The 25,639-nt window shown below is 44.4% G+C and carries 18 protein-coding genes and 2 pseudogenes; 8 read left to right on the forward strand and 12 right to left on the reverse strand.

Features of this window, described 5'->3' with window-relative positions:
* Positions 1–475: 475 nt before the first annotated feature.
* From V7K49_RS15365 to V7K49_RS15375, 3 genes and pseudogenes are all read right to left on the reverse strand, one after another.
* Positions 476–1,144, reverse strand: coding sequence for a peptidoglycan-binding protein (locus V7K49_RS15365; RefSeq protein WP_335206283.1), 669 nt, complete (start codon positions 1,142–1,144; stop codon positions 476–478).
* Positions 1,145–2,012: 868 nt separating this feature from the next.
* Entirely contained in the window at positions 2,013–2,477 is a 465-nt protein-coding gene (locus tag V7K49_RS15370; protein WP_335206284.1) for a response regulator, read from the reverse strand.
* A 96-nt stretch (positions 2,478–2,573) separates the two neighbouring features.
* Positions 2,574–2,807, reverse strand: a pseudogene (locus V7K49_RS15375) (helix-turn-helix domain-containing protein); the annotation flags it as partial.
* A 213-nt stretch (positions 2,808–3,020) separates the two neighbouring features.
* Here V7K49_RS15375 and V7K49_RS15380 point away from each other — a divergent pair.
* From V7K49_RS15380 to V7K49_RS15390, 3 genes are all read left to right on the forward strand, one after another.
* Positions 3,021–3,290 (forward strand): hypothetical protein, encoded by a 270-nt coding sequence (locus tag V7K49_RS15380; RefSeq protein WP_335206285.1) that lies wholly within the window; start codon positions 3,021–3,023, stop codon positions 3,288–3,290.
* 705 nt (positions 3,291–3,995) lie between these two features.
* Positions 3,996–5,033 (forward strand): NADP(H)-dependent aldo-keto reductase, encoded by a 1,038-nt coding sequence (locus V7K49_RS15385; protein ID WP_335206286.1) that lies wholly within the window; start codon positions 3,996–3,998, stop codon positions 5,031–5,033.
* A 152-nt stretch (positions 5,034–5,185) separates the two neighbouring features.
* The gene (locus V7K49_RS15390; RefSeq protein ID WP_335206287.1) at positions 5,186–6,508 is read left to right on the forward strand and encodes an aliphatic sulfonate ABC transporter substrate-binding protein; all 1,323 of its coding nucleotides are present in this window, start codon (positions 5,186–5,188) and stop codon (positions 6,506–6,508) included.
* A 77-nt stretch (positions 6,509–6,585) separates the two neighbouring features.
* On the opposite strand, the gene V7K49_RS15395 is transcribed toward V7K49_RS15390, so the two are convergent.
* The 4 genes from V7K49_RS15395 to V7K49_RS15410 form a co-directional block, all read right to left on the reverse strand.
* Positions 6,586–7,650: a zinc-dependent alcohol dehydrogenase family protein gene (locus tag V7K49_RS15395; protein WP_335206288.1), complete on the reverse strand. Its 1,065-nt coding sequence runs from the start codon at positions 7,648–7,650 to the stop codon at positions 6,586–6,588.
* Positions 7,651–8,115: 465 nt separating this feature from the next.
* Entirely contained in the window at positions 8,116–11,385 is a 3,270-nt protein-coding gene (gene nrdJ, locus V7K49_RS15400) for a ribonucleoside-triphosphate reductase, adenosylcobalamin-dependent (protein ID WP_335206289.1), read from the reverse strand.
* A gap of 627 nt (positions 11,386–12,012) precedes the next feature.
* On the reverse strand, positions 12,013–12,696 hold the full coding sequence (locus V7K49_RS15405) for a group II intron maturase-specific domain-containing protein (protein ID WP_335206291.1): 684 nt from the start codon (positions 12,694–12,696) through the stop codon (positions 12,013–12,015).
* Positions 12,697–12,727: 31 nt separating this feature from the next.
* The gene (locus V7K49_RS15410) at positions 12,728–13,273 is read right to left on the reverse strand and encodes a reverse transcriptase N-terminal domain-containing protein (RefSeq protein ID WP_335206292.1); all 546 of its coding nucleotides are present in this window, start codon (positions 13,271–13,273) and stop codon (positions 12,728–12,730) included.
* Between the two features lie 631 nt (positions 13,274–13,904).
* Between V7K49_RS15410 and V7K49_RS15415 the strand changes: the two are divergent.
* From V7K49_RS15415 to V7K49_RS15425, 3 genes and pseudogenes are all read left to right on the forward strand, one after another.
* Positions 13,905–14,120: pseudogene (locus V7K49_RS15415) on the forward strand (GNAT family N-acetyltransferase); the annotation flags it as partial.
* A gap of 85 nt (positions 14,121–14,205) precedes the next feature.
* Positions 14,206–15,792 (forward strand): GMC family oxidoreductase, encoded by a 1,587-nt coding sequence (locus V7K49_RS15420; protein ID WP_335206293.1) that lies wholly within the window; start codon positions 14,206–14,208, stop codon positions 15,790–15,792.
* Between the two features lie 432 nt (positions 15,793–16,224).
* Positions 16,225–16,878 carry a hypothetical protein gene (locus V7K49_RS15425; RefSeq protein ID WP_335206294.1) on the forward strand — a complete coding sequence of 218 codons (654 nt, stop codon included), beginning with the start codon at positions 16,225–16,227 and terminating at the stop codon, positions 16,876–16,878.
* Between the two features lie 321 nt (positions 16,879–17,199).
* Here the strand turns inward: V7K49_RS15425 and V7K49_RS15430 are convergent, their stop codons facing one another.
* The 3 genes from V7K49_RS15430 to V7K49_RS15440 all read right to left on the reverse strand — a co-directional run bounded on the left by V7K49_RS15430 (position 17,200) and on the right by V7K49_RS15440 (position 20,466).
* Complete coding sequence (locus tag V7K49_RS15430) at positions 17,200–17,667, reverse strand: nuclear transport factor 2 family protein (protein WP_335206295.1); 468 nt, start codon at positions 17,665–17,667, stop codon at positions 17,200–17,202.
* Positions 17,668–17,764: 97 nt separating this feature from the next.
* Positions 17,765–19,285, reverse strand: coding sequence for an aldehyde dehydrogenase family protein (locus V7K49_RS15435; RefSeq protein ID WP_335206296.1), 1,521 nt, complete (start codon positions 19,283–19,285; stop codon positions 17,765–17,767).
* Between the two features lie 137 nt (positions 19,286–19,422).
* Positions 19,423–20,466, reverse strand: coding sequence for an alpha/beta fold hydrolase (locus V7K49_RS15440; RefSeq protein WP_334870516.1), 1,044 nt, complete (start codon positions 20,464–20,466; stop codon positions 19,423–19,425).
* A 477-nt stretch (positions 20,467–20,943) separates the two neighbouring features.
* Here V7K49_RS15440 and V7K49_RS15445 point away from each other — a divergent pair, with 477 nt between their 5' ends.
* The gene (locus V7K49_RS15445) at positions 20,944–21,546 is read left to right on the forward strand and encodes a LysR family transcriptional regulator (RefSeq protein WP_335206297.1); all 603 of its coding nucleotides are present in this window, start codon (positions 20,944–20,946) and stop codon (positions 21,544–21,546) included.
* Positions 21,547–21,790: 244 nt separating this feature from the next.
* On the opposite strand, the gene V7K49_RS15450 is transcribed toward V7K49_RS15445, so the two are convergent.
* Both V7K49_RS15450 and V7K49_RS15455 read right to left on the reverse strand, forming a co-directional pair.
* On the reverse strand, positions 21,791–23,104 hold the full coding sequence (locus V7K49_RS15450) for a hypothetical protein (RefSeq protein WP_335206298.1): 1,314 nt from the start codon (positions 23,102–23,104) through the stop codon (positions 21,791–21,793).
* A gap of 494 nt (positions 23,105–23,598) precedes the next feature.
* Positions 23,599–24,087 (reverse strand): nuclear transport factor 2 family protein, encoded by a 489-nt coding sequence (locus tag V7K49_RS15455; RefSeq protein ID WP_334870510.1) that lies wholly within the window; start codon positions 24,085–24,087, stop codon positions 23,599–23,601.
* A 339-nt stretch (positions 24,088–24,426) separates the two neighbouring features.
* Here V7K49_RS15455 and V7K49_RS15460 point away from each other — a divergent pair, with 339 nt between their 5' ends.
* Positions 24,427–25,368 carry a LysR family transcriptional regulator gene (locus tag V7K49_RS15460; RefSeq protein ID WP_335206299.1) on the forward strand — a complete coding sequence of 314 codons (942 nt, stop codon included), beginning with the start codon at positions 24,427–24,429 and terminating at the stop codon, positions 25,366–25,368.
* The last annotated feature ends 271 nt before the right edge of the window (positions 25,369–25,639 follow it).

Here is a 25,639-nt window from a genome sequence, read left to right on the forward strand (position 1 = left end):
TGTTTAATACCTAAGATTATTCATACTTTTGCTAAGTCTCTGATTAACTCAGCCCTACTGGGTCATTTTGCATGGCTTAGTCTAAACTCCAGTTATTTCCATCCCACAAGAAAACAGGTACAATCTCGAAGCGAGATTTTCAAAGGGTGGCTTTTTGGTTAACTGACAAAAGTCCTCAAAGTCTTATCCTTTCGCTCTCATCCCGCTTAGGAATCAATTCCCAAGCTAATAGCTTAAGTTTACTAAAGTAGACTCAAAAGCATTTAAGCTATGAGCAATCAATTTATAGCAGTTCTCGACCAAGTAAGGTACAGTTTTGACCTCACTTCCATTCCTCTCTCCTTTTAAAAGAGAGGCTTTGAATTTTTCCCCCTTCCCGCTTCGGGAAAGGGGCTAGGGGGTTAGGTCTTATACCTCACCGAATTGAAAATGGCTATATTGCAGGGCGGGTTAGGGTGCAACGCATTCATATTGGCTAAATACCCAGAGCTAATCTAGTTTCGGGCCCCACCACACCATCTACAAGTAGACCTTTACTTGCCTGAAAGCTTCGGACTCGGCTAGCAGTTTCTTGACCGTAAACTCCATCAATCCTGAGATTACCCAAAGCTGTTTGAACGTCTCTTACAAGCAGACCTCTAGAACCAGGGGTAAGAATAACTGAACCCCCAACACCACCAGGTCTAGTCACAGGAACACTGTTAGGTTTATCACCAACCCATCGCGCAAAAACGTATCTACCTGTAGAAAGCCTAGCAAAACCGTTTTCATACCTTTCAATCGCTGGAAGTGTTGCGCCATTTGATACACAGTCAACAGATGAATAGTTAGTGCTTGGGCCTGTACGGATACGTAAACAATTGCCGTTAGTTCTTACATATGCAGCCGAACTCATTTGAATTTGGCTAGCAGCAATAAGTAATACACCAACACCAGCTAAAGCTAACCAAGCCGAAGATTTAAGCAGTTTTCTCCAATTGAATTTAGATTTACTGATTCCAGATACCTCTTTTTTAGTAATAACTATGTCTGAAGATTTAAGAGGTTTTTTGCCATTTAATTGAGATTTAGGCGGATTATATTTGGTGTTTCCAGATGCCTCTTCTTGAGCAATAAACATGTGGGAATAAGCAAGATATTCCATAATGCGCTCCTTTATATGAAAAAATGAGTACTCACAGAGAATTACTTATTTTTCCTCTGTATTTATTCTTAGTATATTTTATATCACTACCTTTTAACAAGGTTTTTACTGGTGGCAGAATTAATAAAAAATAAAATTAGTCAAAAGATTCCTGAGAAAATGCGATGTCTACGATGGTCACTGACTTGTACTGAGCATCTCGGCTTGCTTCGACTGCGCTCAGCACAAGTCGCTCGATGAAGCCGCAGTCGAAGTAGCGATGTCGTACCCCTACGGGGATCTTGCTTGCTACGCGCAGCGTCTCGTAGAGAAGTGCGGGCTACGCCAACGCGCTGATTTATAAAGCTTTTTGTCTGGATGCAATACAGTCTGACCTCACTTCCATTCCTCTCTCCTTTTAGGAGAGAGGCTTTGAATCTTATATTATGTCCGCTTGATTAGTTATTAAACCCCAAGAACCCACCTTGCCTGCGGGGCTAACGTGTACACACAAGTCTGAAATAGCTGATTAACTGAGGTTTTAGCGTCAGTTTTACCCCACCCTAACCCTCCCCTTGTCAAGGGGAGGGAACTAGAAATCTTGTTTCCCCCGCGAAGATTGTGGAGGGAACTAGAAATCTTGTTTCCCCCCTTGGAAAGGGGGGATTAAGGGGGGTATTCGACTTGTGTGTACACCGTAGGTCTGTGGGAAGGGGTTCTTTTATTATGGGTAATTTGGCAGACATAATATTACTCCCCAACGCTAGTAGGGAAGGGCTGGGAGTTAGGCTGTATTAAACTCAGCTTTTTGGCGATTTTTGCCTAAGTCCTGTCAAATTTAATTAAAGCTTTCTCTACATTGGCTTCCCTATTGTTGCATCCAGATATGTCAAACGTATTCTTCGAGTCCAGCTAAACTAGCAACCGCAAAAGCTAACTCATCTAAGTCTATCGGCTTACGTTTGTATATATTGTAACTTACTAATAATGCACGATTACGGTCTTCGTGGTAAGCAGATGCCGTCAGAGCAATAGCTGGAATCTTTCTCCCTCGCTTTGCTTCAATATTTCTGACCTTCAAGAGCAGTGAGCAGCCGTCTTCATCTGGTAAATAAAGGTCACTAATCAGGATGTCTGGTTTAAAAAGTGAGATTATTTCTAGAGCATCACCTGCCGAAGCATCTGTGATAATCTCTGCTCCGTCTAATTCAAACAGGAAGGTAAGTAATGTTCTTGTATCAGGGTCGTCATCAACTACGAGTAATCGCAGACCTTTAAAAGATATGGATTCATTAGACATATTTTCACTGCCCTCTAGCCAAACACCTGGAGTAGCACTTGTATCAAAAAGCATTTACTAGTCCATAGCTTTTAATGCACATCTTACGAGAGTTTAAATGTACTAGTTAGCAAGTGTCTGTCCGGTTTCAGACATAGAGACTTAAAAGTTTTATTTAGAATTCTGCCCAGGCGAATTGTCCAATAACCGAGCAAATTCGTTTTTTATAACTTGATAACACTCACAGGAGGTGTCTTCCAAAATTCCTCGATTCAGGATATTAATGCGACCACGGTTGTAGCTAATAATTCCGGCTCGGCTGAGGGTGCTAGCCGCCAGTGTGACGCCGGAGCGACGTACACCTAGCATCTGGGCAACAAATTCTTGAGTTAGCAGAAAATCCTCTGATTGCAGACGGGTAAATTTGCTTGCATTAGGATGCTCCCTATTTAGCTTAATACTTCAATCACACTACTATAGACATGAGCATCGTTAGAAGCGATCGCAGCAATAAATTCCTGGTTATGCAAGTCTTTAAAACCCTGCTTTTTTGTGATTGCGGCAATTCAATTTGTTCTGCACTCTCTCAGTTAGCTATAGCAGTCACTCTAGTAGACTGTGGCAGAAGTTTTCCTACCTTTAACAAGGGGATTTAGCCTCTTGTTTCTTAACGCACCGAATATCTGGGATGGTGCGTTAGCCTACGGCATAACACACCCTACAAAACTAGTAGTCTGCCAAGCTAAGTTTGCAGAGTTAAATAACGAACCGCAGAGGCAAGGCAGTGCGTTGGGCGGGTTCCCCGACTTGAAGCAACTGCCGCGCAGAGAACACAGAGGAAGAGGAAGAGAGAAATATTCTCAAACTTTGTTTACCCTGCAATGTTGATGTGGTGGACTACTAGGTTTTTAGGACTTGTGTGTACACCGTAGCCCTCTGGGGGAGAGCAATGGAAGCGGAGTTTATAATATACTTTGTGACTTTTCAAACATCCTCTAACAAGGAAATCCTTTTGATTGCGACTCTACCGCGAATTCGGAAAGCGGTAGCTTCCCCAATGGGCATTCGCAGTTTAAGGACATTGCCCAATTGTAGTAAAGATCCGATATATCGCCTCTATATGAGGGTTTTGACATCAAACAAATTCATTTTCATCCTCTCAATCAGAAACGCCCAAAGGAACATACCCCGTATAAACATTTATTAAGTTTTAATTCTAGAAGAATCTTAAGACTTTTTGATATACTACGGTAAACTAATCTATTTGCCGTAGATTGTACTTAGGCTAAAAAAGTTTATTTCACAAAAGCTCAAGAAAAGCAAGTATTTTCTACTACATTTTTAGATTTTTTATTACTCCAAACTAGCTCACTTATCTGGTTCATCTATGCAAAAATAAACAACTGCGCCTGTTAAATACGATTTATCCATCAATTTACAATAGTATCAGCAAAATATTTTTTGCTGATAAATTTATATTGGCTGAGTGCCAAAATCGGTATTGTTTGGAGCTAAATTGCTTATTCCTTAACAAAATGCAAAATTTCCAGCACAAATATCACTGTTAAATCAACTGAAAAACAACGCAGAAATATGAAGTATAACCAACTTGGCAAGAGTGACTTAAAAATTTCTGAAATTTGTCTGGGTACAATGACTTATGGAGAGCAAAATACGATTGAAGAAGCCCATGAGCAGCTAGATTATTCTATTGCCCAAGGAGTCAACTTTATTGATGCGGCTGAGATGTACCCTGTCCCTACAAGTGGTGAAACTTATGGATTAACTGAAACTTATATTGGGGAATGGTTAAAGCGTCAACAAAGAGATCAACTGATTATAGCTACTAAAATTGCTGGCCCTGGTCGAGGCTTTAAATGGGTTCGTGGTGGAGCCAAAGCAATTGACCGTGATAATATCAAACAAGCCCTAGATGATAGTCTAAAAAGATTACAAACAGATTATATTGATCTGTACCAAATCCACTGGATCGATCGCTACGTGCCACGGTTTGGGCAAACGGTGTTCGATCCGACTCAGGTGGCAGAAACGCTTCCTATCGCTGAACAGCTAGCAGTTTTTGCCGATGTAATTAAGGCAGGTAAAATTCGCTATATCGGTTTGAGTAACGAAACCCCTTGGGGAGTCGCCCAATTTAGTAATGCTGCTAAACAATTAGGATTGCCCAAAGTTGTTTCGATTCAAAATGCTTACAACTTGCTGAATCGAGTATTTGACGGAGCCTTAGCAGAAGCCGTTTATCAGGAAGAAATTGGCTTACTAGCTTATAGTCCTTTGGGATTTGGCTTCTTGACTGGCAAATACTTAAATGGCAAACCAGAGAAAGCAAGAGTTACTTTGTTTGAAAATTTTGGTCAGCGTTATTTGAAACCAAAAGTAAATGAAGCAGTCGCAGCTTATGTGGAAATTGCCAAGCGCTATCAATTAAGTCCAGTGCATTTGACCCTCGCATTCGTGCGAAGTCGTTGGTTTGTGCCTAGCACAATTATTGGTGCTACGACACTGGAACAACTCAAAGAGAATTTGGAAAGTGTAAATGTAGTTCTCGACAAAGACATTTTGGAAGAGTTGGATATAGTTCATGCTCAGTCTCCAAACCCAGCACCTTAAACAATTCAAAATTTAAAATTCAAAATTCAAAATTAAAGATAAAGGAGAAATAAATAATCTCCATTGCCTCGTTACCAGGCTGGAGCCTCTGGCTCTCATTATTAATTTCCAGTTTGTCGGGAATTGTCTTAATTTTATGGAGCAGTAAATCATTGACAAGTAAATTTCCAAATTCTCATTTACTAAGTACCTTAAAAAGTTTGCTCCAAATTGGCCAGCAGGGTTCAACAAAAGCACTCGTCTGGTTTTTGGTAGCCCAATCAGGCTTAAGTTTGATAGTTTCTGGATGTAGTGCGACTAACTCTGCTAATTCCACTGTTAAATCTGTGAGTGACCATCAAGGTTCCTCAACAGCACAAAGTTCTGCACCTGAAAAACAGACAGTAGTTCGCATTGGTTATATTAAGGCAAGTCTGTCTGCGATCGCAAAAGAACGCGGGACTTTAGAGCGTGAACTAGCTCCCAAGAATATTAAAGTTGAGTGGGTTGGTACATTCCCATCTTTTGCACCAGTATTAGAAACAATCAATGCTAAAAGTTCTGATTTAGGAGCCGGCGGCGATATTGCTGGTTTGTCTGCTTTATCTGGTGGGATTAATGCTTGCATCATTGCCTACCGACCGGCTAATCGCAACTCAGAGGGGATTGTAGTTCATGCAGATTCCCCGATTCGGAAATTCGATGATCTTATTGGTAAAAAGGTCATTGTGAATCGAGGTGGAATCAGCGAACATTTGCTATTGAAACTATTAGAAAAAGAAAATATCCCCAAAGATAAAGTAAGTCGCGTTTACATGAAACCAGATGAAGCCCTACCCGCTTGGGCATCACATCATGTGGATGCTTGGGCAGTTTGGGACCCTTGGGTTGCTAGTGCTGAAATCAAGTACAATGCCCGCCAAATTCCTTTGCCTGCACAAGTGCTGCATTACTCCCTTTATATGGTGGATAGGGATGCATTAAAAGAAAAATCTGAGGCGATTAAAGAAGTTATTGCGATTCTTGCTAAAGAGGCTGAATGGCTAAATAAACATCCCCAGGAGAATCAGAAAGTATACCAAAAAGTATCAGGATTACCGCCTGAAGTTGTGAAGCGGACATTTGAACGCCGACCTGTTGATGGAGTGCTTCCTTTAGAACCGAAAGTGATTGCCGATTTACAGAGTGCTGCTGATTGGATATACAAACACCTGGAATTCATTGAAAACGAGGGTTTGGCAAAGCTATCTGGGGAAGGCCCTTACTGGTTTGGTGAATCCATCAGTTTGGTTGATTTCACCTATTTCCCCTGGTTTGAACGCTGGGCTGCACTGAAGCAGTATCGCGGCTTTGGGGTGCCAGAGGAATTTACCCGTGTACGCCAGTGGAAACGTGCTTTGAAAGAGCGTGAATCTGTGAAAGCGATCGCTCACTCTAAGGAATTCTACATCGAGCGATATGCTAAATTCGCTGCGCCTACTCTCGCTGCTGTTTAAACATAATTATGAATTATGTTTCAAGTGGGGTTTAATTCTCACTTGAAACATATAATTAAACTCTTTAAAAATACGAATTACGTTAGCGTAGCGTTAGCGAGTCCGCGTTCGCGCAGCGTCTCGTAGAGAGCGTCATTACTAATTACAACTTTTCCGAAGTGAGCCGCACTTTTGAGATAATGATAAGCTTCTCGTGCTTCAGTGAATGAAAAAACTCGATCAATAATCGGTTTGATTTGATGCTGTTGCATCGCCTGATTCATCGCCTCAAACATTTCCCGACTGCCAACTTCAATTCCCTGAACTGTTAAATTCTTAAAAAGTATTGGACTGGGGTCAATTTGATTTCCTCTACCTGATAATACGCCAATCAAACTAATACGTCCCCCAATGCGGACTGCTTGTAGTGATTTTGGCAAAGTGCCTGCACCGCCTACTTCTACTACATGATCTACACCTATGCGATTAGTCAATTGGTAAACTTGCTTTTCCCAATCTGGTGTTGTTTTGTAGTTAATTGTCTCGTCAGCACCAAGTTGTCTAGCTCGTGCCAATTTATCATCACTGCTGGAAGTAATAATCGCTCTAGCACCATGTATCTTGGCAAACTGGAGAGCAAAAATCGAAACTCCCCCAGTACCGAGTAATAAAACACTATCACCTGCGCGAATATTACCTTCTGTCACCAGTGCTTGCCAAGCTGTGACACCTGCACAGGGCAAAGTTGCCCCTTCAATGTCGGATAGATAGTCTGGTAATATCACCAAATCATCTTGGTGTAATACGGCATACTCAGCCAGCATTCCATCGTTACCACTTCCGAGAGCGGATTTCATTTTCTCTCTGGTTAAAGAGCCATAAATCCAGTCTTGGAAGAAAGTACCCGCGACGCGATCGCCTATTTTCACGCGTGTAACACCTTCCCCCACTGTCACGACTTCCCCCACACCGTCACACACGGGAATTACCGGATATTTCTGTTTAGCATCGTAAGCTCCTTCGGCGATCAGTAGATCACGGTAATTTAGGGATGTTGCTTTGACTTGAATCAGAACTTGTCCCGCAGTTGGTTTTGGTTCAGGGCGATCGACTAATGTGAGGGCATCAATCCCGGCGTTGCTTTGAATTTCGTAAGCTTTCATTGGCGGACTCCTTTTGCTAAAGATCATAGTGTAGAGAAATTTTGTGCTGCTTTTCTACACCAAAATAATTATCCAAGGAGGGGAAAAGGGTAAAGGGCAATACAGTTCAGTTAAGCATTTCTTCCTTCTCTTTCTTCTCTTCCTTTGCGTTCTTTGCGCCCTTGGCGGTTCGTTAAAAAATTTACTTTGATAAAGAGTTAAGCCTTAAGGAATAAGAATTAAATAACATACAATTTATGTCCCTGACTTACCTCACCCTCAATCCCTCTCCTTATAAAGGAGAGGGAAGCAAGATAGAGGATGAAGTTTTACATTTTATCTAATCCACGTTCCTAACTGAACTGTATTGGGGTAAAGGGGAAATTTTAGTTGATATAAAAAGCAGTAGTTAAATGTTATATGAAACCACTGCTTTTTATTGTAATAGATAAATAGTGCCTACCCTAAGTTGATAGTCATTTCACCTTATGAGCTTGGTTGCTCATCGGGAAACATACACTTATCAGAGTCACAACCACTAGGGCCAGGCTCTGACATTTCGCCTAAATCGTAGCGGCTTAAGACTGTACAGAAATCATCTGTTTTGCGTCGTGCTTTCACCTCTTGATTCAAGCGATCGTAGGTTGGTTTATCTATTGGTTCAAATGGCAAACGTGGGAATGATTGCAGGTCATCAAAACGAGCTAAAAGGGCTGCTGAAATATATCCTTCATCATTCTGGATAGTTTCGTAGATCCGCTGTGCCAAAGGTTCGATTTCATCAGAGCGAAGTTCCAAAGTAGCTGATGTGTTGTGAGTCACATACCAACGTTGAACCTGGAGGACAAAATCAAATTGGGCTAAGACTGAAAACTTAGAAACATCAATTTCATCAGCTGCTGGTAAATCAGCCCAAGGTACAGAAACAGGGATTTCTACTAACCACTCACTCACCCGTGAATCAAAGGGATCATTGAGTAAATTGCCCTGTTCATCTTTGTCTGATTGAGAGGGAATGACGTTGTAACCATAGTCAATACAAGCTAAGGCTACTGGGTCATTTTTGCCGAAGGTGATGCGGCGAATGAATCTTTGCGCTTTCGGGGGATGCCATCCGGAACTAGCATTAGTTAATAAAGCCTTAGTGCCACTGGGTTGGACTGTGGTACAGCGATTTGGACGTTTGAGATTATGGCGATCGCAGTAATCCCAAACTACCCGATGTACAATATCTTTCCAGGAACTTAGATATTTTTCTTCCTCACGCTTGAAAGCCAATCCTTGTACAGTAGCGGGTCTTCCTTCTGCCCACCAGCGCAGCCAATCAACACCAAAAGCATGGACAAAGAAATCAAATAAACCTGTAAAAGAAACTCCCACAATCGGGTCTAATTCACGGCTGTATTGATAGCGTGGTTCTAGGAATTTGTGATTTAAAAGTGCTGCTACAGATAGCGCTCCAGCAGTGAAAGCCTCTTCTTGTTCTTTGTAGTTATATGGGTCGATTTGATTAAGGTGAACCTCAGACAAATTACAGTTCCCAGTTAGGGTATTACCAAATACTCCTTTGTGATGTTCCGGTTCATTGAAGCAATAAGTATCGTGTAAACCTGGTAATTCTTCCACACCTCTGACTATTTGCCATTTACCTTTGTATTTGGCGTCACACCCTTTGCTTACATCCAAACGCTGGCAAGGAATTTGCCCACAGTCAGTGATTTGCAAGTAATATAAATCTTGACTGCGAACACCATAATTAGTTACTGATCCTTTATGAGCGCAAAGATTTAAAGAAGAACGGATACCGCATTTAGTTAGTAATAACTGGACTCGATATGCACGTTCGTAATCAGAGATGTAAATCCTAATGCCATTGCTATGTGTATTTGTGCCATCTGTATCCGCTAAACCAGCGATAAAGTACAAAATTGCTTGGCGATTCCAACTAGCAATTACATTCAGTGACTCTGGATTTGTTTTTAAACTCTTTAAAAATTCTCCAGAAAAACCTAAGTCTGTTACATCTGTAAAAGTCGGTAAGTAGTCATAGTTTCTTTCAGGAGACTTACTTTCTATTACAGATAAAGCTGCTTTCTGTTCATAAAGTCTAATTTTGGCATTACCATTTTTGTCTGTAGTTCCATCTCCTACAGCTATCCCCAAAGTATATGCATAACTTGGATCGATATTTAATCCATCTTCATACTGAATAACAAAAGGCTCAGTATGAATGGCATATCTACTAACATCCATCAAATCCTTGGTTTGCACTTCTTTGTATTCTTTATCAAATCTATCTTTGACAAAGAAGCGATGATATTGTGTTGCATCCAAGTAAGTACCATCTGCAAATTTGACTCGATACAACTGGCGTTCACTACCAGTTTTAAAAGGTGTTACTTGGCTCCATTTTTGACCATTCCAAATCTCAATTTCACCTCTGACAACATCTTTGATTTTATGTATTCCATCTCTAGTAATGAGTAAGGTATCACCACTCACACAGTGGAAGTTAGCGCCGATGATTTCTCCGCATGGATTTAAAGCATATCGCTGCAAACGATGTTCTAGCTCATTAGCATTAAACTGAGGATAGTGTTCCTGTAACCATTGCTTTGCTGTTCCTTGTTCATAAGCTTGCAAAAAATTAACTTTCAGAGCCTGTGTTGGCAGCAAATCTATGTTCGATCGCGCTACAGCTTCACCAGCCCATTGAATCGCTCCCTCGCCACTGTAATATTGTTTGCGGACAGCACCAATACATTCTTCTAGGGTTGGCTTGCGGTGAAAAACTCTGGTATGATTTGCCATCCTGAGTGCATCGCGCTCTGGATCAATTCGCCAGTTACCACTTTCATCTTGCTGCCATAAGTTATCTTTGGCATCGGCGAATAAACTATCTTCGCTAGAACCTTGCCTCATGCCAGCTGAACGCCTAATGTTACCGGCAACAATTGTGACAGCACCTTGATCGATTAATAGACAGCATTCAACTGAATTTAATTGTCGTCCTAAAGCTTTATTAAGAATAGATGCACAACCCTGATAAAGTCCAGGCAATTTTACAGGATTAGCAACTCCTCCAAAGCCGTTGAGAGTTTCTCCTGCTTTGCGGACATCGCTGATATCGACTAATACTTCAACTTCTGTTGAAAATTGTTTATCAGTGGAGAGTTCCAATAGGGTTTGATATGATTTAACCCAACCTTCACGGCTATCTCCAACGTGAATAGTAACACTGTTGCCTTTTATATTAGTTTCAGTATATTCACGTCGCTGTTGCACAGGAGTGCTGCCAATTTCACCTTGTACAGTGACATTCAGTCGATTACGGATGGGGGGTAACTGGTTAATAAATTGTGGTTCTAGGACGGCTCCAGTACCACAGCCCATCATTGCCAAATCCATCATTAATCCGAAGGCACTCCAGTCTTCGAGATTGGTAGAGGTGCAATTATAAGCCCCGGAAAAGTTCTTTGGCTTGGTTATCCAGTCTGTACCACCAACCCATAGCCAGCGCCCACTAGGCATAGCTTTCAAGTTGCGCTGCATCTGATCCAGTATGGCAGCTTCTTCTTGAGTTAGCTTTCCCAGCTTGATTAAGCCGAGTAGAGTGCGATCGCACACCTCATCCCATGTTTCCCTTAGTCCCGCCTTTGTCCGGCGGCTATAGGTTCTAAAAAATACGGGATTAGCAGCCGGTGCAGTTTCGGGAAACCTTGCACTCTGGCGTGTTCTTTCGAGATTCTGAACCATATATCAAGTGTCTTGCGTGCGGACAGATTATGACTATACGCCAAGTAGTTTGAGTATTAAAGATTGTCAAATTGCACAATTTACGCTACCTCTAGACCGAACTATTTGCAACATAAATTTATGATGTATAATGTCTCTCACCCTTGGTAAAATCTCAGAATTGAGTTTCAATTAGCACTAATTAACTTATAAGTAAATTCTCTGGATACCGATTTTTATTTAATTACTTAGCGGAGGCATAAACTTTGCTTAAAATTATCCAGGTAGAGACTGACGAATATAAGTCTCATATACAGAAACTGTTTTGGGAATATTTTAACGAGACTAAGTTGATATTCAGCCATCGGTTCGGCATGAATTTAGATGTTAATACATTTTTTGAGCAATATATGACTCAACTGCACGAATTTATACCCCCTTCAGGACGCTTGCTTTTAGGACAATACGAGGCACAAATAGCCGCCTGCGCTTGCTTACGAAAGATTGGTGAAGATGTCGGCGAAATTAAAAGGATGTATGTAAAACCAGAATTAGTAAACTCAGCGAGTTCCTCACGAAACTCGCTGGTCTTCAAAACCGTGCTTGATACTTTCATATCACCCGGCTCCTCAATGAATTGGCACATTATCATGTGTACTTCACAGCTGAACCATCTCCAGTTGTTTTTTCGTCGTGGCAGTGTCTGTGAAGTATCTGGAGATTTTTATATTCGTCTTTGCCTCCCAAACTTTTGGGGGTTATGTGGTCAATCTCCAGTACATCCTCCTCTCGGAAGTGCATTCCGCAGTGGGTACACTTACCTTTTTGTAACTTTAGGAGCGTTGCCACTCTTCTAGTTGCATTCGGGTGTCTCCCCATTCTTGAACTCCAATAAATTAGGTTGCCATCATAAGGACTAGCCTCGCTTCTGACTTTCACATACCGAACTATTGGTGTTTCTGCATGTGACCGTAACCGCATCGGGTTTTTACCCTCTTGTTTGGTTGCGAATACCCAATTATTATCACCAATGGTTTGCCAATATTTATTTGACACCCATCCCCAATATTTCTTGGGGTGGCGATGTTTCGACCAAGCTCTTAGCTTTAGATACATAAGATTATCTAAGTCAGAGTAAGCGACCTTACTTACTACTGTTGAGTAGTTTGACCATCCTGTGATTACCGGATTTAATCGGCTGATTAACGCCATTTGTGGCGCTGCTTTATGGTCATCGATGATACTCGCTACTCGGTCATAATGTATCTTCTGCTTTTCCTTGCTTGGAGTGATGATTGTTTTGAAGCCTTGTTTTGAGTGGTATTTACCCACTTTCCACTGTCTTATGTTAAAACCGAGGAAGTTAAATCCCGGTTTTTCTGACCCACACTCTTTTAGAGTATGGGTCAGACGTGTTTTGGCTGGCTTCAATTCCAAACCCATGCCCTTTAACCATTCCGAGATTATCTCTTGGCATCTTTGGACAACGGTTATGTCTTAGAGCCTGTTTAACAAGCGCTTGCAAAGCTCGGTCATACATTGTCGGGATGCCCAATGGTCGCTTCTCATCCGCTCCTGGTTTGGGAATCCAAACCCGTCGAGTCGGTTTTACTTTTGAGCCTAATTTAAGATTTACAACCAGTTTGAGACGTGCTGCTGGGGATAGTGTTTTAATACCATCCACTCCTGCCGTCGATTTACCCCGATTGTCTTGTGTTACCCGCCTGACCGCTAGGCATTTTGCATACCAGGACTTCATCAACGTCTTTTGGAGTCTGCGAAGTGCTTTAACATCACCACGAAGGGAAGCTCGATAGATTCGTTTTTGCAACTTGTAGACCACCTGCTCCAGCTTTCGCCAAGGGATATGCTTCCATTCCACCATCGGCTGATGCCGTGTTTTAGACATTATTGCTACTTGCAACTCCATCATCCAATCCACCGTGAGTCCGTCAGCATATCCTTACCATTACAGCAAAGCATTCGCTTTTGACTCAATCTTTCCTATTCGCTGCATACGGTTAGCACCTACTTGGTATCGACCAATCCAAGGGCGGCGATAGGTTACTTCGTTCCGAATAACCATTGTTAGAACCTTTAGAAATGATGCTATCCACCGGGTTTATAGGGAGTGCTACTGGTCAACTGCGAAATTGCCAGCCCCTTATCCTTTGCCTTTTGGCTCCAGCGCGATAAGCCTTATTTCGCTGGTTTTCCTTAACGATGGTTCAGACACATCTTTGCTTTCGCTATTCATGGGTTCAGGCTCGAAGGGATACCGGCTTAGGCTGCCAGTTTTACCTCCTTTTCATCCCGCTTTACGGATTGATGGCTAGTCGCTACCGTAGGGATGATGCTGTTACCGTTGCACCTACGGAGAGGGACTTCTCTTCTGTTTTTATCGGAGTCACCCTCATGGTTATTCAGTTATCATCTGAGAGAGATTAAAGTGCGAACTCAACCCAAAGGGGTTATCTCTCAAATGTCACTCATCCCTGAGTATCTCTACTCATTTCGAGTGAACGAATCGCACTCGCAGAAAAGGAATCGGTCGGTCTTTATTAGAAGCTATCATCAATGAAGCTGTCTACATTGGTTACTCAAGGATACGTTTAGACAGCACCCCTTTTGCAAAGGAAGCACAGGCACTTTATCGGATATTTGGCTTTCAAGATATCGAGCCTTATTTGGAAAAAACAGAGATTCCTCTACAACATCAAGCAAACTGGGTTTTTATGGAATTGGTTTTAAAATGATGCGAGATTCTTAACATTGTCACTCTCCCGTTCATTGCTAGCATTACCATTTTTTAAAGTAGTTGAATTTATAAGCGAGGATGTCATGACTCAATATGACTATATTGTGATTGGTGCGGGTTCGGCAGGCTGCGTTGTCGCCAACCGGATGACACAAGATAGTGAAACAACTGTGTTATTACTCGAAGCTGGCAACCCGGATACTAAACCAGAGATTCAAATCCCGTTGGAATCTCCCAACCTACCTGGCTCAGAGCTGGACTGGGGATATTTCTCTGAACCAGAACCGTACCTAAATAACCGCAAAATCTTTTGTCCCCGTGGCAAAGTCTTGGGTGGCAGCAGTTCGATTAATTCCATGATTTATATCCGGGGCAATCATCACGATTATGACCACTGGCAGTCATTGGGGAATCCTGGTTGGAGTTACCAAGATGTATTGCCTTATTTCAAGAAATCTGAGAACCAGCAAGGCGATGCCGACGCATACCACGGGGTTGATGGGGAGTTGAGCGTGACCGATATTCAAGAAAGTGCTGTGGCATCCCAACGATTTGTCGAAGCAGCTGTGGCAATTGGATATAACCACAATCCTGATTTCAATGGGATACAGCAAGAAGGTGCGGGACTTTATCAGTTGACGGTCAAGGATGGTAAACGTCACAGTGCTGCTGCTGCATTCCTGATGCCAATTCTCAAGCGTCCCAATTTAACAATAACGACAGGAGCGTTAGTGACTCGGTTATTGTTTGAGGGAACCCGCACCGTTGGCGTGGAATATATGCACGAGGGAACGCTGCACCAAGCCAGGGTCAACAAAGAAGTGATTTTAAGTGCTGGTGCATTCGATTCGCCCAAGCTGCTGATGCTTTCCGGCATTGGCGATGCAGAACATCTGCAAGCAATGGGGATTCCTGTCGTCGTTGATTTGCCTGGTGTCGGTCAAAACCTCCAAGACCACTCTCTCGTTCCTGTGGCACACCAGATAATTGCCAGTCCTGTGGCACACGAGGTAATTGCTGGGTTAGACCGGGCAATTAGCAGTAATGGTAACGCTGAAGCCGGATTATTTTTGCATACCGAAGGTAATCTGGATGCCACGCCAGATTTACAGTTTTTCTTCGGTCCCATTCTGTGGATATCTCCTGGCAAAACCCTCTCTGGTTTGGGATTCACTGTTACAGTCAGTTTGACTCATCCCCAAAATATTGGGAGTGTCAGTTTGCCCTCGCCTGACCCCAAAGACCCACCGATTATTCGGATCAACTTTCTACAAAGTCAATCCGATGTGCAAAAGCTAGTTGAAGGGATTAAAATAATGCGTAAATTGTTTCATACAAGTGCCTTTGATCAGTTTCGAGGTGAGGAAATCAGTCCCGGTACTGAGGTGATTAGCGATGAAGCACTCGAAGCTTACATCCGGGAATTTTGTGTTACGGGGTATCATTCTGTCGGCACCTGCAAAATGGGAACTGACCCAATGGCGGTTGTCGATCCCCAACTCCGGGTACGCGGTGTTACGGGGTTACGGGTTGTTGATGCATCGATTATGCCAACTCTGGTCGGGGGCAATACGAATGCGCCCACGATTATGATCGGCGAGAAAGGAGCCGATTTAATTAAAGCCGCAGGTGGCGTTTCATCACAAGTAGCTTCAGCAATGGCAAACTAACTCGCTGGCGCGATCGGCTGGAGATAATTATGAGACTGCATTAACTACAACTTCAACATTCATAACCACCACTGAAGCTGTATTAACTACAGCTTCAACATTTATAACCACAAGTGAAGCTGTATTAACTACTGCTTCAGCATCTATAAGCACAGCTTAAGCTGTATTAACTACAGCTTTAACTTTACTTATAACATCATGAGCATTTGTAACCACAGCTTCAGCATCTATAAGCACAGCTTAAGTTGTATTAACTACAGCTTTAACTTTACTTATAAAAAGTTGAGTGTTCCGAATGTATTGTCTTAAAACTGGGTATATGCTCGGGCGATCGCTCTCAAGTAAAATAGCGAGTTTTCTAATTTTTTCTTAAAGTTGCATAAAGCTTATAACAATCTCTTATAAGTCAGAAATTAATATTAGGGGTTTTAGGTGATAAAAATTAATATGCGATCGCATAGTATATGTCTTGTGCCGCTAGTTTTCTGTTTACTCAGTGTCGGTGCGGATACAACAAAAGCGAACGCCCAAACGATTTATCCATTTGACGTAGTATACGACACGGAAGTCACTATCACACCTATCCCATCGACCGACGTATCTAAAGCATTTGTCTCAGGTTTCAATTCTGATGCTCCCTACGGTCTGAGTAACTTTTCCAGCATAAACAACTACAGCCGAATTGACCCCAATACTGGTAATCTCGTATTTGTTCAAGACGCAACAAAATTTGGTTTACAAGGCTTGCCAATCGGCAGAGATGAGTTTTTTGGCAGTGGCGATGACAAATTATTTGGCAGGAGTAGCGCGACTGCTGCATTTGACTTTATTAACCGCAAATTAGTAGGTTCTGGTACTATAACTATCACTGGTGGTGCAGGTAGGTTCAGTGGTGCTACAGGGATATTTAACTTTAGTGAAATTGAGTCACTCGATGTTAATCCAACTGCTCTCTTGAGAGGTCAAGCTTTTTTAAGTGGTTCTTTCCAGATACCACAGCAAATTCCAGAACCAAGAACGGCAGCAACACTATTCGGTATATGTGTAATTGGGATTAGTTCGATATTGCGTCGGCGTTACCTTTGAGCTACTAGACAGTAGTGCGTAAGTTCTAGTTATGTAATCTAAATCAACTTATACTAGAAGTTTAAAGTTTTTCTAAAAACTTTTCTGGTAATCTAGACCGTGCTTGACAATAAGCGCTTGTGTTAAAGAGCTATTACCAGAGTCTGCAATTAGACAAGCAATATTTGAGCTAAAAATAACGAACTACGAGTCACCAAACGCCGCCCCAAAGCTTACCCTTTTATGACCAAACCCAGGCACGCATTACGCTCTTCAATTGCAGACTGTTTAAACCACAGGCTTTTCGGCTTTTCAAGCGTGCCATTCACCTGGGACACCTTGCTACGGCACTGATACTTCGCTGCCGTCTGGGTTGCTCTGGAATGTCCAGGTACCACCCGATCGGAAGGTCGAACCTGTGCCAAAGGTGTCCTCCATGTACTGCATGTAGGTGACTAAGCCATTCTTCACCTTCGCCAGGACAGAGAAGGGAGAGATGAACGTTTTATCGAGTTTCACTGAATGGACGGTGAAGCTGCCAAAGACAGCGACGTTCTCGCCCTCGCCAAATATCTGCTGAATATCGAACGCCTCGATGTTCCAAAAGGTATTGAGTTCCTGGAAAACTTTGAGGACGCTGGCCGGACCATCTTTATGCGTGCCTGCCCAAGGCATGAGCTTTTTCAGGTCGGGATTATCGTAGCTGAGCGATACGTAGATGGCATCGGGGGAGACGAGGCGGTTAACGACTTCAGAGTTGGTGGGGTCTTTGAGGAGTTCCTGCACGATTTCTACAGGTGTACTAGACATACGTGTTCCGATAAGGCTGCTTATGCGAACCCGATAGTCGGGTTTGATGGTTGTGAAGCTTATTTAAGAAGGACTCAAGATTTGGATCCAAGCTCAACTATTGGGCAGAAACGCCAACACTGGGGATCACTCCTGAGTTGAAAGCGATATGTTTGTACTCCAGGAATTCATCGATCGCCGTCAGACCATTCAGCCTGCCGTTGCCGCTGCGCTTGAATCCGCCTTCCTCAAACTCGTCCCAAATGATCGCCCAATCGTTGATCCAGATCGTGCCTGCATCTATCTCGCGGGCGACGCGCAATGGGCGGTCAACATCGCGTGTCCAAATGCTCGCAGCCAAGCCATACTCGCTATCGTTTGCGAGCTGCACCGCTTCTGCCTCAGTCTCGAATATCTGCATCGTCAGGACTGGACCGAAGACTTCTTCCTGAACGATCGTCATTTTCGGATCGGTCACTTCCAGCAGGGTCGGACGGTAAAATGCACCGCTGGCGAGTGGGCCTTCAACAATTGGGCCGCCGCGTACAAGCACCTTAGCGCCCGCTGCGATCGCGTCCTCCACCATCTTGTCAACACGAGCGACGTTCGGCTTATCAATGAGAGGTCCCATATGACTGGACGGATCAGACGCAAGTCCTGTCTTAACGTTCTCCAGTCGCTGGGTGATAAGCGTGCGAAACCGATCGGCAACAGCACGCTGCACCAACAGACGAGAACCCGTCATGCAGAACTGACCCGCGAAGGTCGTGAGTGCCTTCTCAACCTTTGGTGCAGCCGCCTCAAGATCGGCATCGTCGAAGATGATCATTGGTGTCTTGCCACCAAGTTCGGTCTGAAACAGCTTGAGCGTCGCTGCCCCTGTTGCGGAAATTGCCTTCCCTGTCTTCGTGCTTCCAGTAAAGCTGATCACACGAATATCTTTTGAATCCATGAGAAAGGACGATCCACCTCTCCCTCTGCTTTCGCTGAAGACGTTGATCACGCCCTTCGGTAAGTCAGCAGCTTCAGCCAGTACCTTACTAAAGAGATAGTTGATTTGTGCTGTGTTGCCAGGCAATTTGAGCACTGTGGTGACACCAGCAGCGAGGGCCGGCGCCAGAGAACGCACGGTGAGCACGAGCGGCGAATTAAATGGTGCCACGATTCCAGCAACACCGATCGCAGACCGGGTAACGACCGAAAGGTGTCCCGGCAAAACCTCCAAAGCCCGTCCGTAATTTGTCAGAACGGCAGACGCCCAGTACCGAAACTTGCTGGGAATCATGTCGACTTCAAACACTGCTTCATCATGGACTTTGCCATTTTCGAGCGAGAGAATCTCGATGAGATCGTCTCGCCGTGCTTCAAAGCGATCAGCGATCTGATTCAAAACTCGCGATCGGAGTGCGCGATTGTCCTTCCAGTCTAATTCTCGAAAAGCTTGCACCGCAGCATTGGTCGCTTGAATCGCCTCTTCACGTCCGCCATCTGCGTAAGTACCAATGACCTCACCTGTAGCTGGGTTAATGCTCTCGGTATGCTGTGCTGAATCGACCCACTCACCATTAATCCAGTTCAGCGCCGGCATCCGCAGGTCAATGCTCATTGTTGAGCCTTTCTTGTCCATCGTTGCTGACATAGTTGTTACTCCTGATTTTTCTTCTCGATGACTGAATCCCTTTTGATGTTCAAGCCCAACGTTTCGCTTCAGGCACGGCTGTAAACCTTCACCTGCAAGCTTTTGTTAGACCCGATTGTTTCGTTTCGGTTAATACTTTACTTGAAGAAGTTGATCAGCAACCGCGATATGACATCAGGTTGCTCGATTAAGATGAAGTGGCCGCTATTTTCTATCTTGACCAGTCGAAAATTAGTCGCCTTGGATTCGACTACTCGCAAGAACTGATAGCCTTGGAACTCAGCACCGAGCCCCAAGACTGGCATATCGAGCTTCTTATACGTCTTAGCGTCGCTAATGTCGCGCGGAAAGGCTTTGTACCACGCATGACCAGCGCGGATTGCTTCTGGATTCGAATAGGCATTCCCATAAACGGCTAAATCTCGTGAATCTATCTTTGTCGGGTCGTTTAGCAGATAGTTGAAGAGCCAGTTTATATAGAGTCTCATGCCATCTCCTGCGAGGAGTTTTTCAGGCAACCCTTCTACTTGATGAAAAGCAAACCACCATAGATAAACCGGATGCGCAGCATCGACCGTTTTTCCAAACTTCCCCTCCTCAGGCAGCATTTTGATGTCATAGAAGGAATCGTCAGGATGCGCGACGTCCAGCAAGGCAAGTTTCGCGGTCGCTTCCGGATGATTAGCCGCAAAACTGAACGCGACCATCGCGCCGATATCGTGTCCAGCAATATTGACTTTCTCGTATCCAAGTTGACGGATCAGCTCGTAGATATCTCGAGCCATTGTCTTCTTGTCGTAACCACCAGCTGACTTTTCGGAGCTGCCCATGCCGCGGATGTCCACGACGATCACACGAAAGCTTTTTGCCAAAGCCAGCATCACCTTGTGATACCCCCACCAGGTTTCCGGGTGACCTGGCAGCAGCACAAGCGGTGCGCCCTCACCGCCGCTGACGTAGTGCAGTCTTACTCCATTAACCGTTGCATAACCGTTCTCAAATCCGGATAGGGACTTCACCAGTGTCGAGTCTGACGTATCGGCGGTAGGGTTTCTTACTTGCTCCTGCGCTTGTGCGATGTAGGGGAGCGAAACCGTGAACGCTATAGCAAGAAGGATCGTGACGCACAGACGCTGCCAGCGAGGTCTGTTGATCGTGTAAGTCTCTTGATCGCTTTTCATGATTCTCCAAAATTTGCCAGAGGATATTCGTCAGCGTGTCGGCGATGCACCAACTCTTCGGGCCGAGGGAGAGCCGGAGCAAGTGTTCTATATTTGTTATTAACAAAAGAACAGAGGCGTCAGTCGCTAGAAGTCAGAATGAATTCTGTGCGACTGGCGGATGAGTATGGGGTTTAAATAACGATAGTTAACACGGTGTCTACAATCGGTTGGGGTCTAAATCCCTAACAGAAGTGATTCTGACTCCTGAATTCTGAATTCTGACTTCTTTTTAAAATTCCTAAAACGTCTAATGCATAAATTATTAGGCGAAGAGCAACAAATATAGAACACTACTCTTTGTTGCTTGAGTCATAGCTATCTCCTTGCCTAGCTAGTTGATACTGCTGTTTTCTTCAGATTATATTCATTTTTCATCGTAGTACAAGTATCATTTTGTTGATGCTATGTTTCTTCTTAGAAAACTTTAGAACTACGATGGACACCTTAACGAGCATGAAAGTATTGCTTCAGGTGGTGGAATCGGGAAGTTTTGTGGCAGCCGCCGAGCGGCTCAACTTATCCACAGCCATGACTAGCAAGCATGTGATGCACTTGGAACGAAACCTTGGCACACGTTTGTTGAATCGAACTAGCCGACACTTAAGCTTAACCGAGGCAGGAAGGGTCTATTATGAGCAATGCCGGGAAATGCTTGATAAATTGGAAATGGTGGAGGCAGCGGTGAGGCAATCAGCCGTCGTCGCGCGTGGCGTACTCAAGATCAGCGCCCCAGTTTGGTTCGCTAACCCGTTATTCACTAAAGCCTTGGCGAAGTACCGCTCTCGCTATCCAGACGTTTTGCTAGATCTGAATTTGAATAATCGGGTGGTGGACTTGGTGGAAGAAGGATTTGACTTGGCGTTACGTGTCACACCTGAGGAACCCGGTTCTTCACTGCTCACGCGACGCATTTGCCCAATTCAACTCATGTTGGTTGGCTCATCTGACTATTTGCAAAGAAATGGATACCCAAAAACTCCCAACGAACTATCGAAGCATGTAAGTATCAGCTATTACTCAATACCTTTGCCAAAATAAGAGCCTACAAAAATTTTGGCAAAAACGGCAAAATGACTCATATATAAGAGTTTAGCTGACAAGGTAGCTTGTCAGCTAAAACCCTTAATACTGCTGGGAATACCTTAAAAAATGCTTGCGGGAAACCTTGAAGGAATTTTTAGGACTTATTGTTTTTGCCAAACCTTTGAGAACAGGACGTTAATATATCAACTCAGCCTCGTAAATTGGCGAAGGTATTGTACCTACTGGGTAATTACAATTCCTACTCTGTTGACGATCCATCGACATACTGCTGACCACTGATCATAATGAATTCAACTGTGCTGGCTGGAGCAGCGAAATCCAATGAGGTAATTTCCTCTCTTTGAGCCTCGACTCGACCCAGTACAATGATCTCTTTTCCACTTGTGCCCGGTTTGAGACTCAGGGCGTGCGCGTCAAGCTGTACGAGCACGCCACGCACCAAACTGTTACCCATACCACCTTTTGTGATCACGTCCCCAAGCACGAGGATATTGCCAAATGGTTTACTGGTCTGTATCCCGATCGAGCCATTGCCATGAGTGGTAATGCTTTTGAATTCTGCATAAGCCAAGGTTCCGTCGTATAGATTGAACCCCCGCGCCCCTTCGCCATAGGTCGCCAGGTCGCCTTGCACAATCAGAGTCTGTAAATCTCCGAAATTCACGAATCCGATTCCACTGGTTCCATGAGATATGATGGACTCCCGAGCAAGCCAAAGACGGACATTGCCCCAGTTATCCAACACCATGTCATTTGTCCCGTAAGTTGTTACAGGACTGTTATTGATCACTTGCTGAACCTTCACGCCTGAGCCAACGAACACCCCGCCTGAGATAAGATTGCCAATACCAGCCTGGATATTGCCATTAGTATGGATTTCGCCTGTGGTCAATAATTTAAGGTCAATCATGCCACCAGGAGAACTGGGCGCTGGTCTACCTTGAGGATCGGCGTTTGCAGGAACAGTCATGCCGCCAAAAATAAAGATGCCGCTACCCCTCAACGGCACATCTCGCGTTCCCCCTGAGAGGTTTTCGGCACGCAGTGTCCAGCGACTTTGGGGATTGGTACAGCGGTTGTAGATCGTTAGGGAACCCGGAACGACCTCTACGCCGTAACCGACTGGACGATGCAGCGCTGAGGTGCTGTCGCCGTCATACACTTGAACGTCAGTGAGCACAAGGTCAGCGGTCATCACAATACTCGATTCCAAGTGCAGCCGACCGTAGACGACGAGATGCTGCAACTTGAGTTGTCCAAGCGTAGTCGTTGCCGGTTCCAGACTGAGCGTTAATCGGCTCGGATCTGATCGGAGGGTTAGGTTCTGGAGGGTGTTATTTGCCGTGAGCGCTACCCCGTCTGAATCTGGCTTGAAGACCAATTCTGCGTCAGAAGTTGTACCCACTAAACTTGAGCCTTCAAGAAGTGTAAATTTCTCTAAGTCATGAAAGCGACCAGCCACCTCGATTACAACATGTGTACGTTGAACCGCTTCAGCCAGAGAAGCTGCGTCCTCAACGACTACATGAGTGCCAACTATACTATGTGCCATAAACGACTCCCATCAGTGGTTGGATTTACCTCACTCACAACACAACGGTTTACTTGGTGTTGAACTTTAGTTAGAGTGAAAACAATTGACGCGCATTTCCATGAGCGATATTTAGACGGCATCGGGAGAGACGAGCTGGTTGACGACCTCAGGCTTGGTGGGGTCTTTGAGAAGGGCTTGGACGATTTCTACAGGTGTACTAGACATATGTGCTCCTATGAAGCTGCCAGCGCTAGTGTCCGCAGATCAATGCTCATTGTTGAGCCTTTCTTGTCCATCGTTGCTGCTCCTTACTTTTCTCCTCAGTGACTAAACCTCTTTTGGTGTTCAAGCCCAACACATTCTTGACCTTGTTCAGTTAAAAAGCGGTGAAGTGGTATTGCTTAGGAGCGTGGAGCAAATAGCCTGAGTAGATTGAGTTTTATGGTTCAACCTAACGCTTCCAAGGACGTTGGGTTTCGCGAAGCTCCACCTAACCTACAAAAGTCTGACTATCAGGACGCTTTGAAGGTGATGTCTGCCTGATCGAGGAAGGGCTGGAACAAGTCTACCGGCCAGTTGGGATCGCTCTTAGAGGTGCGTTCCAGACACTTCCAGACGCCATCGCGACGTTCAAAGATGTCGTCGTAGGTGCCAGTCGAAACGGTTCCGACGTGTTCAGCCTTCCAGGACACGAACCATCGCCAGTGCGCTTCGGCCCTGTCACCCGATCCGGAAATTTCAAACGCGCCCATAGAGTGGAACCACTTGTCCATCGGGAAGACGCTGTGCGCGTAGTCGAACATCTGCTTCATGCCCTCAAGACCCTCGAAGGTTGAAGTACGTAGATCGTTGACGTTGAATTTGGCCTCCGGCCAGTAAAGGCGGTTGTAGAGGTCGACCTGCTCGCGCCCCCAACCCTTGTCGATACATCGCTGATGCATGTTCAACTGCTCGAAGATGGTAAAGCGGTCGATCACCGTGAGTTCGTTGTTCTGAGACATTGAAATTCTCCTCTCCGTTGAAATTCTTGCGGGCGGTCGACGAGTTGATAGTGTTCTAGATTTGTTGTTAAGACTCCTGAAACGTCCAATGCATAAATCCTTCAGGCGAAGAGCAACAAATATAGAACACCACCCTTTGTTGGTTTAGTCATAGCTATTTCCGGCATTGCTATAGGATTCCTATCTGATTTCTGAACAAGATTTCAGATAAAATCCTAATCAAACGGGCTTTTCAGTCTCAGTATGTTTTCAAAAATCAAATCGGAGTCCTATAGTTGATGCTGCCGTCTTCCTCAAATTACATTTATTTCTCATCGTAGTACAAGTATCATTTTGTTGATGCTATGTTTCTTCTTAGAAAACTTTAGAACTACGATGGACACCTTAACGAGCATGAAAGTATTGCTTCAGGTGGTGGAATCGGGAAGTTTTGTGGCAGCCGCCGAGCGGCTCAACTTATCCACAGCCATGACTAGCAAGCATGTGATGCACTTGGAACGAAACCTTGGCACACGTTTGTTGAATCGAACTAGCCGACACTTAAGCTTAACCGAGGCAGGAAGGGTCTATTATGAGCAATGCCGGGAAATGCTTGATAAATTGGAAATGGTGGAGGCAGCGGTGAGGCAATCAGCCGTCGTCGCGCGTGGCGTACTCAAGATCAGCGCCCCAGTTTGGTTCGCTAACCCGTTATTCACTAAAGCCTTGGCGAAGTACCGCTCTCGCTATCCAGACGTTTTGCTAGATCTGAATTTGAATGATCGGTTGGTGGACTTGGTGGAAGAAGGATTTGACTTGGCGTTACGTGTCACGCCTGAGGAACCCGGTTCTTCACTGCTCACGCGACGCATTTGCCCAATTCAACTCATGTTGGTTGGCTCAGCTGACTATTTGCAAAGAAATGGATACCCAAAAACTCCTAACGAACTATCGAAGCATGTAAGTATCAGCTATTACTATTCGCAGTTTGCCGATGAGATACTCTTTGAGGGTTCTAACGGGCGGGAGACAGTCAAACTGCCAGTCTCGATCCGCTCCAACAACACTACCATGCTTTATCAGGCAACCCTAGCCGGTATGGGGTTGGCGGTTTTGCCAAAGTGGTTGATTGAAGATGATCTTACCAGCCAGCGATTGGAGGTGCTGAAGCTGAACTACACGTTGGCAACCTCATATCTTTATGCTGTCTATACGAATCAGCGATACCTATCACCCAAAATAAGGACTTTCGTAGATTTTCTAGCTGAGCATTTTTCTGGCATCACCGAGAGCTTTGATTAAATTTGTCCTTGAGGATTTGTACTCGTAGTATCACAGTAGTGGTTATAGTGTTGGCTTGCTCGTCTCTGAAAGTCTTTCATGAACGAGTAAGCTTTTTCTGCCTACAAAAACTTTTTGGATAACCGTACATCATTCCCCTCTGCTCTGCCGGCGAGCGCCTGACCAATGCCATTACTGCTATAGAACCCATTTGGGATCTATAAAGTAGCTAATCTTCGGAGCATAAGTCTGACAAAACAGAGATGAATTTTAGTGGTCGCATTTTCTAAAG

Origin of the sequence: Nostoc sp. (genome assembly GCF_036919675.1) — a bacterium.
GTDB lineage: Bacteria > Cyanobacteriota > Cyanobacteriia > Cyanobacteriales > Nostocaceae > Nostoc.